Source organism: Brevundimonas sp., assembly GCF_027484365.1.
Classification (GTDB): domain Bacteria; phylum Pseudomonadota; class Alphaproteobacteria; order Caulobacterales; family Caulobacteraceae; genus Brevundimonas.
In genome coordinates this window covers 1-12,698 of sequence record NZ_JAIXTC010000008.1, presented here as the reverse complement: position 1 = coordinate 12,698, position 12,698 = coordinate 1, and the positions used below count along the sequence as shown (strand labels likewise).

Annotated in this window: 7 protein-coding genes and 1 tRNA gene; 3 read left to right on the top strand and 5 right to left on the bottom strand. The window is 67.6% G+C overall.

All coding sequences use genetic code 11. From position 1 onward, the window contains the following. Positions 1-84: 84 nt before the first annotated feature. Complete coding sequence (locus Q0044_RS03355) at positions 85-990, bottom strand: DUF4232 domain-containing protein (RefSeq protein WP_298159563.1); 906 nt, start codon at positions 988-990, stop codon at positions 85-87. Positions 991-1,108: 118 nt separating this feature from the next. Here Q0044_RS03355 and acs point away from each other — a divergent pair, with 118 nt between their 5' ends. Then, on the top strand, positions 1,109-3,040 hold the full coding sequence (gene acs / locus Q0044_RS03350; RefSeq protein WP_298159561.1) for an acetate--CoA ligase: 1,932 nt from the start codon (positions 1,109-1,111) through the stop codon (positions 3,038-3,040). Between the two features lie 194 nt (positions 3,041-3,234). On the opposite strand, the gene Q0044_RS03345 is transcribed toward acs, so the two are convergent. The 3 genes from Q0044_RS03345 to Q0044_RS03335 are packed head-to-tail and all read right to left on the bottom strand — an operon-like array spanning position 3,235 to position 9,116. Next, positions 3,235-4,542 carry an alpha/beta hydrolase family protein gene (locus tag Q0044_RS03345; RefSeq protein WP_298159558.1) on the bottom strand — a complete coding sequence of 436 codons (1,308 nt, stop codon included), beginning with the start codon at positions 4,540-4,542 and terminating at the stop codon, positions 3,235-3,237. A 22-nt stretch (positions 4,543-4,564) separates the two neighbouring features. Beyond that, positions 4,565-7,711 (bottom strand): TonB-dependent receptor domain-containing protein, encoded by a 3,147-nt coding sequence (locus Q0044_RS03340; RefSeq protein WP_298159555.1) that lies wholly within the window; start codon positions 7,709-7,711, stop codon positions 4,565-4,567. A gap of 46 nt (positions 7,712-7,757) precedes the next feature. Further along, positions 7,758-9,116 (bottom strand): dicarboxylate/amino acid:cation symporter, encoded by a 1,359-nt coding sequence (locus Q0044_RS03335; RefSeq protein WP_298159552.1) that lies wholly within the window; start codon positions 9,114-9,116, stop codon positions 7,758-7,760. 213 nt (positions 9,117-9,329) lie between these two features. Between Q0044_RS03335 and Q0044_RS03330 the strand changes: the two genes are divergently transcribed. Together Q0044_RS03330 and Q0044_RS03325 are read left to right on the top strand one after the other, a co-directional pair. Next, a complete protein-coding gene (locus Q0044_RS03330; RefSeq protein ID WP_298159550.1) occupies positions 9,330-11,174 on the top strand; it encodes a sensor histidine kinase in 1,845 nt (614 codons plus the stop codon). Continuing rightward, the gene (locus Q0044_RS03325; protein WP_298159547.1) at positions 11,171-12,526 is read left to right on the top strand and encodes a sigma-54-dependent transcriptional regulator; all 1,356 of its coding nucleotides are present in this window, start codon (positions 11,171-11,173) and stop codon (positions 12,524-12,526) included. The genes Q0044_RS03330 and Q0044_RS03325 overlap by 4 nt, the downstream gene beginning before the upstream one ends. Positions 12,527-12,595: 69 nt before the next feature. Here Q0044_RS03325 and Q0044_RS03320 read toward each other — a convergent pair. Beyond that, positions 12,596-12,672: transfer RNA gene (locus Q0044_RS03320), tRNA-Met, on the bottom strand. Between the last annotated feature and the right edge of the window lie 26 nt (positions 12,673-12,698).

Sequence of the window (12,698 nt, the reverse complement as noted above, 5' to 3'; positions counted from 1 at the left end):
CTTTCCAGAGCGATTGATACAAACCTGTCGTCAGCAGCGGCGCGCTGATTTCACGAGGAAAATCGGCGTGCCCATTGATGGGTATCAGGTCGAGGACGCCGCTGCGGCCGGCGCAGAACCCGGCTCGACTCCCGCCCGGAACGGATTGACCCGGATGCGCCCGCCGCAGGGGGTGAACTCCAGCGGGATCGCCAGGGCCGCCGTGTCGCCCGCGATCAGAACCCGCACCCGCGCCGCGGACGGACAGACCCGCTCGCCCGCGGCCTCCTGGGGCACCACATTCCAGGCGATGTCGAAGAAGGCCTTGCCGCCGACCGGGATATTGACCGGCGTGGCCGTGCTCGGGTTCTGGTCCGACCGGATCGCGGTGAGAGCGCGGCCCTGGGAGTCCAGCAGACTCACAGCCGGATAGCCGGAGACGCTGCACGGCGCGGTCCCGGCATTGGTGACGCCGAAGACATTGACGCGGTTGCCGGCACCCGCATCGCCGGTCTCGCTGTTGAGCCGCAGCTGGCCTGCGCGACACGGTGCGGAGCTCGGCAGGACGCCGCCCGGGGCAGGCTGGGGCTGAGGTCCCGGGACCGGCAGGTCCGGGTTGGCCGAGGGCCGGCTGCAGCGTTCCAGCACGGCGACGCCGACGTCCTCGTTCGGCCCGAGGCGGGTCAGGGTCGCGCTCTCCAATCCCTCGCGGGTGGCGATCCACCATTCAAGGCCCGAGCCGGAGTAGCGCGCGCCGCTGCCCGAGGGCACGAGGCGCAGGGCATAGGTCTGGCCCTTGTAGGCGACGCTGGCCGTGGCCGTGTCCGGATACTGGAGCATCACCGTCTGACCGCTCTCGCAAGCATAGCCGATCGGCGGAGCGGTGGGCGCTGTCGCGGCCGCCGGTGGAGTCTGTTCGACCGCATTGGGCGGCGAATCAGCTTCGCGGGTGCAGGCCGAGACGGACATCGCGCCGATGACGGCGGCGAGGAGAAGGCGATTCAGACTCATGACGATCCCCGGTGAATGCTCAAGGTTAACGCCGGGAGATGACAAAAGCTCCGTCGCCGCCGCCGGGCCGGTTGTTCCGTCAGGTCATGGGTCGCTAGGATGGCGCCAGGAGTTCCCCATGACCGACCGCGACCTCTATCCCGTCCCCGCCGACCGGGCCGAACGCGCCCACATGAACGCCGCCGGCTACGAAGCCGCCCGCATCGCGTCGCGCGAGACACCGGACGCATACTGGGCAGAACAGGCGAAGCGGCTGGACTGGATCACGGCACCGACGGTGATCAAGGACGTGTCCTTCGACAAGGAGGACTTCCGCATCCGCTGGTTCGCCGACGGGGTGCTGAACGTCGCTCACAACTGCATCGACCGGCATCTGGCGGAGCGCGCAGACCAGACCGCGATCCTGTTCGAGGGCGACGATCCCTCGGTGTCGGGGGCGATCACCTATGCGGACCTGCACCATCAGGTCTGCCGCATGGCCAATGTGCTCAAGGACCTCGGCGTCGTGAAGGGCGACCGGGTGACGATCTATCTGCCGATGATCCCTGCGGCTGCGGTGGCCATGCTGGCCTGCGCGCGCATCGGGGCCGTCCATTCGGTGGTGTTCGGCGGCTTCTCCCCCGACAGTATCGCCGGGCGGATCGAGGACTGCGGCTCGAAGATCGTCATCACGGCCGACGAGGGACTGCGGGCCGGGAAGCGGATCCCGCTCAAGGCCAATGTAGACGAGGCCCTGACCAAGGTGGCGGTCGACAAGGTCCTGGTCATCGCCCACACCGGCGCGAACGTGACGATCGTCGACGGTCGCGACGTGCGGTTCGAGGACGCCGTCGCGAGCGTCTCCGACGACTGCCCTTGCGAGCCGATGAACGCGGAGGACCCGCTGTTCATCCTCTACACCTCGGGATCGACGGGCAAGCCGAAGGGGGTGCTTCACACCACCGGCGGCTATCTGTTCTGGGTCAGCTACACCCACGAACTGGTGTTCGACTATCGGCCGGGCGAGGTCTTCTGGTGCACGGCCGACGTGGGCTGGGTGACGGGCCACTCCTACGTCGTCTATGGCGCGCTCTCCAACGCGGCGACGACCCTGATGTTCGAGGGGGTCCCCAACTATCCGGACAACCGCCGCTTCTGGCAGGTGGTGGACAAGCACAAGGTCGAGATCTTCTACACTGCGCCGACGGCCCTGCGCGCCCTGATGCGCGATGGGGACGAGCCGGTGAAGGCCTCGAGCCGCAAGTCGCTGCGTCTGCTCGGCACCGTCGGGGAGCCGATCAATCCGGAGGCCTGGCGCTGGTATCACGAGGTCGTCGGCGAGGGCCGGCTGCCGATCATCGACACCTGGTGGCAGACGGAGACCGGCGGCGCCCTGATCGCCCCCCTGCCCGGGGCGACCGACCTGAAGCCCGGATCGGCGACCAAACCCCTGCCGGGGGTGGAGCTGCAGCTGGTGGATGCCGAGGGCGGGGTGCTGGAGGGGGCGACGAGCGGCAACCTGTGCATCACCGACTCCTGGCCGGGTCAGATGCGGACCGTCTGGGGCGATCACCAGCGGTTCTTCGAGACCTATTTCTCGACCTATCCCGGCAAGTATTTCACCGGCGACGGCTGCCGTCGGGACGGGGACGGATACTACTGGATCACCGGCCGGGTCGACGACGTCATCAACGTCTCGGGCCACCGGATGGGCACGGCCGAGGTCGAGAGCGCCCTGGTCCTGCACGAGGACGTAGCCGAGGCCGCCGTCGTCGGGTTCCCGCACGACATCAAGGGCCAGGGCATCTACGCCTATGTGACCCTGAACAAGGGGATCGAGCCGACCGACGATCTGAAGAAGGCGCTCGTCGCCCAGGTGCGACACGAGATCGGGCCGATCGCGGCCCCCGACGTCATCCAGTGGGCGCCCGGCCTGCCCAAGACGCGCTCCGGCAAGATCATGCGGAGGATCCTGCGAAAGATCGCCGAGAACGATCTGGGCTCGCTGGGGGATACGTCGACGCTGGCGGATCCATCGGTCGTCGACGACCTGGTGAGGAACCGGAATTAGAGCCCCCTCTCCCCTTGCGGGAGAGGGAGATCGCGCACGACGGCGAAGCCGTCGTTCTTGCGCGGTCGGGTGAGGGGTGACTCAGGAAGTCGAAGGCGTGCGCGGGTCGAGCCTTCACCGGCCAGACCCGGAGTCACCCCTCATCCGACCTCGCTTCGCTCGGCCACCTTCTCCCGCAAGGGGAGAAGGGGTGGCTAGTCCGGCACGAAGCCCGGGTCGATCAGGCAGGGTTGCCCGTAGGCTTCCACCCGTGCGCGGCAGGCCTCCAGCACATCCTCCGCATCCGGCTTTTCGCCGGTATCGAGCCAACGGGTCATGGCGATCAGCATACCGGCATACTGGGGAACGCTGAGCTGGCTGTGCAGGGCCTCGGTGGTGAAGACCTGGCTGAGAAGATTCGAGCGGCCGGCCGCGGCGACTGTGCGGGCGTAAACCGCTTCGTGGCCGACGAAGACTGTCGGGTCGTAGCGCGCGTGCAGGGTCAGAGTCGGCAGGACGATGTTTCCGGTCAGGTCGGCATCATAGGCCAGGGCCGCCACCGCCGCAGGATCGGCCTCGAACCGCTCAACCCCCTGGTTAAGCGCCACGTCGTCGTCGGAGCCCTGATAGGTGGTCCCGGCGTTGGTAAAGGGATTGCCGCCGTCGAGCCGCTTCCACACCATGTCCTGGAACAGGTTGGTGCCCCAGGCCAGATGGGCCACAAGGTTGTCGGCCGTCACCCCGACCAAGGACAGGATGTTCCGGAGCGCGTCGGCCTGGGCGCGGGTGCGGGCCTCGGGCGGGAGGCTGAGGCCGGTGCACTCCTCGACGCGGGCGGCGATATCGGCGCGCGCCATCACGGCGCCCTCGGGCAGGCCCTGCCAGAGGGGGTATCGGGTCTCGGTCGGGCGCGGGTGGTTGCGGCAGTAGAACTGATAGACGGCGCGCAGGTCAGCCCGGAAGGTGTATCCGCGCGTCCCGCCGGCCAGCAGGCCGCTGGTCAGGATGACGCCGTCATAGTTGCGCTCGCCGTCGGCCGAGACGGCGTAGAGCTCGGCCGCCTTGGCCGCGACATTGCCGCCCCAGGACTGTCCGTGAAGCAGGGTGCGCTCCGGCTTGCCGAAGGCGTCCCAGACGATCTGGCGCAGATCATCCGTATCACGGGCGGCCATACGGACGCCGTAGCCGCCCCGACGGTAGGTCGAGCCCGCCCAGGCGTAGCCCTCGCGGACCATGACGGAGAAGCGTTCGAGGTCTTCCACCGGGTCGTTCCGCTGCGGCTCGGCCGTGCGCGGGCCGCCGTGGGCGTGGACGATCAGGGTTCCGTTCCAGTCGCGCGGATACGCGGTCCAGTACCAGGCCCCGTCCGCCGACCGGCCCGAGGAACAGGTCGTCCCCTCGGGCAGGCTGGCGGGACAGGTCGCGGGTTCCGGCGGAATGGCCTGGGCCGAAACGGGCTCATGGAAACCCGCTCCGACCCAGGTCAGGCCCGCGACGGCGAGGGTCGAAAACACAGAACGCATCGTCCCCGTCCGTCGCAACCGCCTAGAACTCCTTGGCCATCGAGACGTACCAGTAGCGGCCGTAAGGGCGATAGAGCGAGCCGAGATAGCCCGAGGATGACAGGGGCGGACGCTCGTTGGTGATGTTGCGCGCGCCGAAACGGATGCGGCTGTTCGAGATGAAGCCGTTGTTTTCTTCCCACTCGTACTGGCCGTAGAGGTTGCCGGTCACCTGGCTCTCGACCTCCCAGGCGTTGCCCGAGGCGTCCAGCAGGTTCGTGTCGTCGACCGCCGAGATATACTGGGTGAAGGCGCCGACCTGCCAGGGGCCCTGGCTCCAGGTCACCGAGCCCGACAGCTTCCATTCCGGGCGACCATTCTTGGCGAGGAGGTCGCTGGAGTCCGGTAGCGGCGTGGCGGCATTGATCGTGCCGGCCGCGCGGGCGGCATAGAGGGCGTCGACGGCCGGACCCGCTTCACGACCGAACTTGATCAGCTTGGCGGCGTCGATATTGACCCGGAAGCTGCCGAGCGGCGTGTTCCTCAGACGCCAGTTGAAGCCGATGTCCATGCCCTCGACATCCTGGGGCAGCAGGTTGACGAACCGGTCCGAGATGGACGTGATCACGCCGACCGGGGTGATGCCCGTGCCGGCGAACAGGGCGATGTCGTCGGCGTTGACCGGGGCGCGCGTGACGAGGGGGTTGGAGCGCCCCTGGACGCGCTCGGCATAGTCCAGCACCACCGCATTGGCGCCGCCGAACAGGCCGACGATCTTTTCCTGCTGGATCCGCCAGCGATCGACGGTGAAGGTGAAGTTCCCCCATTCAGCCGGGATGAACTGGGGCTGGAAGACTACGCCGTAGGACTGGTTCTGGCTCTCTTCAGGCTCCAGATCCGGGTTGCCGGACACCAGCAGCGAGGCGCCGATCGAGCGCGAGCAGGCGCCGAAGGTGGCGATCCGGCGGGCGCGAAGATCCGCCTCGCAGCGAATGTAGTCGGGGTTGGTCGACAGACGGCCGTAGGTCGCCGTGTTCACCTGTTCCAGGTTCGGCGCGCGGAAGCCTTCCGAATAGGAGCCCCGGATGCGCAGGCCGTCGACGATGTCCCAGGCGGCGGCGATCTTCGGCTTGGCCACGTCGCCGAAGTCCGAATAATGCTCGGCCCGGCCGGCGACCTGGAATTCCAGATTGTGCACCAACGGGATGTTCATTTCCGGCGACACGACCGGCACAGCGAACTCTACATAGGCCGAGGTGACCGAACGCTCGCCACGGGTATCGGGGTTCTGGCTCACGGCGATGACGTTCGACAGCTGGACCGCGCCGGTGACCGTGTCACGGAACGGGTTGGAGCCGTCCAGATTGGAATCCCGGTTGTCGCGCTGGGTCTCCTTGCGCGCCTCGAAGCCGAAGGCGATACCGACGTCGCCGGCCGGCAGGCTGAACAGGTCAGACCGCGAGACCTTGAAGTCATAAAGGGCGAGGGTCGTGCGGCTCTCACGCTTCAGGGTGAAGGTGATGGCGTCGATCGCCGTCTGCGAGCTGGGCGTGCAATCGCCGAAGCTGGTCTGGGCGATGCAGCCGCCGCTGAACGGGTTGTAGGCGTCCGGTGTCGACAGGGCGAGCGAGGCCTGCAGAGCCTGGGTATTGACGGCAAGCGACTCGTCGACCGCCTCGGCCTCCGAGTAAAGCAAGGCCGTTTCCCAGTCCCATCCGCGCCATTCGCCACGCAGGCCGCCGAGCGCGCGGGCCTGGTAGTTGGTGACGTTCACCTTCTGATAGCCGGCATCGACGAAACGATACTGGTTCAGGGTGATGGCCAGGCCCGTGACCGGAACATTGGTCAGGCCCGAGATGCGGTTGGGGTTCACCTGGCCATTGGCGAAGGTGACCGGGCCGAACGGGTTCCAGTAGTTCTGGGCCGGAATGGTGAGGGTGTTCAGGTTGATCACCGGCGGCTGAACGCGCTGGGTGTCGGCCGTATAGTAGCCCAGCTCACCGAAGGCGGTGACGCTGTCGTTGATGTCGTAGTGGCCCTGGAGGAAGACGTTCAGGCGCTGGGTGTCGGGCAGGATCGTCGTGCCCGGGGCCGTATCGAAGCGCAGGTCGCGCTGCACGCCGTTGAAGTTCAGGGCGCCGGAGCCGAGACAGATGTTGGCGTCATTGGCATTGGGAACAAGGCAGCCCGTCAGGGTCGTCGGCTGGATGTGGAAGGCGCCGGCCGCCGTGGTCAGGGAGGTCGTGCCGCGACGGATCGCCGTGGTCGCTCCGACGACGGCGAAATTGCCCCAGGCGCCGCGCGTGTTGCGGAAGTCCGGTGTCAGGCTGGAGGCGAAAGCCTCATTCCCCGCGAACAGAAAGCGCAGGTTGTCGGTCGCCGTGAACTCCTGGTCCTCGGCCTGCAGCGCCGAGCGGTCCGTGTAGTCGATATAGGCCGAGATATTGCCGCGATCGAAGTCCTTGCCGGCGAAGACGCCGAGGTTGAACTCCTTCAGATGGGTGCCCTCGGCGCCGCCGTACTGGGCGTTCATTTTCAGGCCGTCGAAGTCGTCCTGGAGCACGGTGTTGACCACGCCGGCCACGGCGTCCGCGCCATAGATGGCGGCCGCGCCGTCCAGCAGGACCTCAAGACGTTCAAGGCCGGTCACCGGAATGGCGTTGGAGTTGTAGGAGAGGACAGGGACCGTGCCTGTGTCGGACGTGCCCTGGCTGGTCGGATGCTGCACGATACGGCGACCGTTCAGAAGGACCAGGGTGTTGCCGACGCCCAGTGAGCGCAGGTTGACCGAGTTCACGTCGCCGCGCGCCGCGTTCGAGGTCTGGGGGTTGTTGGCCGCGCTGAACAGCACGTCGCCCATCTGGGGGATGGACCGCAGCAGGTCGTCGCCGTTGACGGCGCCGGTGGCCAGGATCTGTTCCTCGCTCAGCACCGTGACCGGCAGGGCGGCCGTGACGTCCGCGCCGCGGATCTGGGAGCCGACGACCACGATGTCGTCGACCGAGGATGCATCCTCGCCGTTCTGGCTGGCCTGATCGGCGATCGACTGGGCGGCCTGCGAGAGCTGGGTCGAGGACGGCACGGGCGCCGGCGTCTGTTGGGTCCCGGTCTGGGCCCAGGCGGCGGGGGCCAGGCTCAGGAGAGCGGTCGCGGCGGTGGTCGCCAGCATCGCGGTCTTCTTGGTGTTCATGATCATCCTCCCAAAGTCTTTTTGTTTTCAGGCACGTGCGAAGGGGTCAGTCGCGAGCGACGACGAGGTCGTCCCCCGGCCCCGCGGCCGGATCGGGTTCGGCGGCGAGCGGACGCGGCGAGCCATCGAGGGCCTCGCGCAGGGCGTCACGGTCGAGCGCGCCCTCCCACCGCGCCACGACGAGTGTCGCCACGGCATTGCCGATGAAGTTGGTCAGGGCCCGGCATTCGCTCATGAACCGGTCGATACCGAGGATCAGGGCCATGCCGGCGATCGGCACCGTGGGCACGACGGCGAGCGTCGCGGCCAGGGTGATAAAGCCGGCGCCGGTGATGCCGGCTGCCCCCTTGGAGCTCAGCATCGCGACCAGCAGCAACAGGATCTGCTGCTCCAGCGTCAGGTCGATGTTCAGCGCCTGGGCGATGAACAGGGCGGCCATCGTCATATAGATGTTGGTGCCGTCCAGATTGAACGAATAGCCGGTCGGCACGACGAGACCGACGACCGACTTGGAGGCGCCGGCCCGCTCCATCTTCTGCAGCAGACTGGGCAGGGCCGCCTCGGACGAGGATGTGCCGAGCACCAGCAGAAGCTCTTCCTTGAGGTATCGCATCAGCTTGAAGATCGAGAAGCCGTTGGCGATCCCGACCGCACCGAGGACCCCGACCACGAAGATCGCGGCCGTCAGATAGAAGGTAGCGACAAGGGCGATCAGATTGACGACGGAGGCTATGCCATAGGCGCCGATGGTGAAGGCGAAGGCCCCGAAGGCGCCGATCGGCGCCGCCTTCATCACGATGGCGACCAGTTTGAAGAAGGCCGCGCTGACCGACTCCAGGAAGCTCAGGACAGGCTTTCCGAGGTCGCCGACCGAGGCCAGCGCGATGCCGAACAACACCGAGACGAACAGGACCTGAAGGATGTTGCCGGTCGAGAAGGCGCTGGCGAAGGTGTCGGGAATGACGCCCAGCAGGAAGCCGATGATCGTTGTCTCGTGGGCGGCGGTCGAATACTGGGCCACCGCCCCGGCGTCGAGCGTGGCCGGATCGATGTTCAGGCCGCGGCCGGGCTGGACGACATTGCCGACCACCAGACCGACGATCAGGGCCAGGGTCGAGAAGACGAGGAAATAGGCGAAGGCCTTGGCCGCCACCCGGCCGACGCGGCCGAGGTCGCGCATACCGGCGATGCCTGTGACGATGGTCAGGAAGATCACCGGGGCGATGACCATCTTCACCAGCTTGATGAAGGCGTCGCCGAGCGGCTTGAGGCTCTCGCCGAACTCAGGCCAGAAGTGTCCGATCAGCCCGCCGAGCAGGATCGCGCCCAGAACCTGGACATACAGGTGCCGATACCAGGCGCGCGGTGCGCCGGACGCATGACCTTGATCGCTCGAAAGCTGCACTCGACCTCCCGTGCGCCGCTGGCGCTGTTTCCGCACGGTCTGACGCCGTGTCCCAAGGCCCCAGTTTGGCCGTGATTGAGCGAACGTCCAAATCCGCCAGGATATTGCTCATGCGGCTGTTTTTGCTTCATTTTCACGGACACCGCTGTGATATTGTCCGGAATTTCGGACAGCGTTGTGGCGTTTCTGTGCGGAATTCCGCATGCTTTCCGGATGACGGCCCCGGCGCTCGATCGACTCGGCACACTTGTTTCCACCCGGTCGTCCCGACCGTGGCTGGTCCTGCTGGTCTGCTGGCTGGTCGCCTGCGCCCTGGCCATGACCGCCGCCGGAGAACTGGCCCGCCGGGACGCCCGGGCCGACCTTGCACGTCAGGCCGACGCCGCCGCCGCCCTTCACGCCGCCGTGCTGCGCAGCGAGTTGGAAAAGCACCGCTCCCTGCCCGTCGTTCTGTCCCAGGACCCGGAGGTCGTCGGCCTCGTCGCCGGTCAGGGCCGCCAGGCCGCCGACGCCGTCAGCGCCAAGCTGGAAACCCTCGCCGCCCAGACCCGCGCCGCGGCCCTCTATGTCCTCGATCGCGACGGCGTCGCCCGGGCCGCCAGCAACTGGCGTCAGCCGACCAGCTTCGTCGGCTCCGACTACGCCTTCCGCCCCTATTTCAGAGGCGCAATGCAGAACGGACAGGCGGAGTTCTTCGCCCTCGGCACCGTCAGCGGACGCCCCGGCCTCTACCTCGCCCGTCGCATAGGCACGGCCGCAGCCCCGATCGGCGTCGTGGTGGTCAAGGTCGAGTTCGACGCGCTGGAGGCCGACTGGCGCGGCTCGGGCGAGCCCGCCTATGTCACGGATTCCCGAGGAGTCGTCCTGGTCACCAGTGTGCCTGAATGGCGCTTCCGGCGCAGCCGCGACCTGACCGCCGACGAGCGCGCGGCCATTCTCGACGACCAGACCCTGACGGGACAGGCCCTGGCCCCCCTGCCCTTCGACAGCGAGGCGACGGGCACCCACCGGATCGTAAGGGCCGCCGCCGGCGGTCCCTCGACGGACTGGATCCTGGCCCATACCGGGACGGACACGCCGGGCTGGACCCTGCATCTGCTCGACCCGATCGGCGGCGCCATCGTCGCCAATGTGCTCAGCGCTCGGGCCGTGGCAGGACTGCTGGCCACCCTCCTCGCCGTCGGCGCGGGCGTTCTGTTGCGTCGACGGCAGCTGGCCATGGCGCGCGCCGAGGCCGAGGAACAGGCCCGCGCCGAGCTGGAACGCCGGATCGATGAGCGCACCCGCGAACTGCGGGCGGCCAACGGTCAGCTGAGCCGGGAGATCGACGAACGCCGCCGCGCCGAGGCCAGCCGCGAGGTCCTGCGGGAGGAGCTGGTCCAGGCCAACAAACTTGCCACCCTCGGCCAGATCGCCGCCGGGGTCGCCCACGAGATCAACCAGCCGGTCGCCGCTATCCGCACCCACGCCGACACGGCGACCGCCTATCTGGACCGCGATGATCCCGACGCCGCACGACGCAGCCTGGGCCGGGTGGCCGAACTGACCGGCCGGATCGGCGCCATCACCGACGAGCTCCGCGCCTTCTCCCGCAAGAGCACTCGGGGCGTCTCCGCTGTCTCACCCGCCGCCGCCATCGACGGCGCGCTTCTGCTGATCGGCGGGCGCCTGCGTGAGGGCGGGGTCGAACTGATCCGCACCGGGGCGACCGATCTGCAGGTCCAGGCCGAGCCGGTGCGGCTGGAGCAGGTCATCGTCAACCTGATCCAGAATGCCTACGAGGCCTTGACCGAGGCCGGAACGCCTGAACCGAGGCTGACCATCGACGTCGCCCGCAAGGCGCGGCGCATTGAGATCGTGATCGGCGACAACGGACCCGGCGTTGATCCGACAATCGCAGCGACTCTTTTCACCCCCTTCGTCACGACCAAGCCGGCCGGTCTGGGCCTCGGCCTCGTCATCTGCCGCGACATCGTCGCCGGGTTTGGAGGCGAACTCAGCCTGCGTCCGGGCATGTCCGGAGCCGAGTTCGTGATTTCGCTGAAGGCCGCCGCGTGAACTTCTCCCGTCCCCGGTGCGTCACCCTGATCGACGACGACGACGATTTCCGCAACGCCCTGCTCGAACGGTTGCGCCTCGAAGACCTGGACGTCCAGGCCTTCGCATCGGCCGAGGCCGCGCTCAGGAGTCTGGGCGCAGACTATCCCGGCGTCGTCGTCTCGGATCTGCGGATGCCCGGGATGGACGGTCGGGGTCTGCTGTCCCGTCTACAGGCGCTCGACGAGGGGCTGCCGGTCGTGATGATCACCGGTCACGGCGACATTGCCGACGCCGTCGATGCGCTGAGGAACGGGGCCTATGATTTCGTGGCCAAGCCTTTCGACTTCGGCCGGCTGGCCGACAGTGTCAACCGGGCGCTGGAGAAGCGGGGGCTGGTCCTCGACAACCGCGCCCTGGCGGCCGAGGTCGGTCGGGTGACCCCCGACCTGCCCCTGCTCGGGTCCAGCCCGGCCATCGCCCGTCTGCGGACCGTCATCGAACAGATCGCTGACGCCGGAATGGATGTTCTGATCGAGGGCGAGACCGGTGTCGGCAAGGAGGTCGTCGCCCGCGCCCTGCACAACAGCGGGCGGCGTCGCGTGCATGCCTTCGTCCCCGTGAACTGCGGCGCCCTTCCGGCCGGCCTGATCGAGAGCGAGATGTTCGGCCACGAGCCGGGAGCCTTTCCCGGCGCAGTGAGGCGGCGCGTCGGCCTGGTCGAACAGAGCCATCGCGGGACCCTGTTCCTCGACGAGATCGAGAGCATGCCCATGGCGGCCCAGGTCGCCCTGTTGCGAGTTGTCGAGGCGCGGGAAATCCAGCCTTTGGGCGGATCGGGGCCGCGGCAACTGGAGCTGCGCATCCTCGCCTCCTCCAAGATCGATTTGAAACTCGCCGTCGAGCGCGGCCAGTTCCGCGAGGACCTCTACTACCGGCTCAATGTGCTGAAGCTGAGGGTGCCGCCATTGCGGGAACGTCGCGAGGACGTGCCCTTGCTGTTCGCCCACTTCCTGGCGCGCGCCTCGGGTGATCGCCAGCGTACGCCGCCGCCGATGAGCACAGCCGTGCGCCGGACGCTGATGGAACACGACTGGCCGGGGAATGTGCGTGAACTGGCCCATTTTGCCGACCAGGTCGCTCTGGACATCGACGCGCCCGCGGTTGCCGGTACGGCCGAGGATACGGCATCCGGCCTGGTCGACCGGCTCGAGCGATTTGAGCGAGCGGTTCTGGAGGAGGCCCTGTATCGGCACGGCGGCGACATCGTCGCCATGACCCGGGCACTTCAGGTTCCGCGGAAGACGCTCTACGATAAGTTCCGTCGCCATGGCCTTCGCCCCGGCGACTTCCGCACGCGTGACGTGGGGTAGATGGCTTGGGCGTGTGTATTTCGGCCAGCAAAAAGCCCCGGTGCGTGTAGCATCGGGGCTTTTAGATCTTGGGTGCGGGAGCAGGATTTGAACCTGCGACCTTCAGGTTATGAGCCTGACGAGCTACCGGGCTGCTCCATCCCGCGGCAAGAGCGGCTATGTGAGGAAGAAG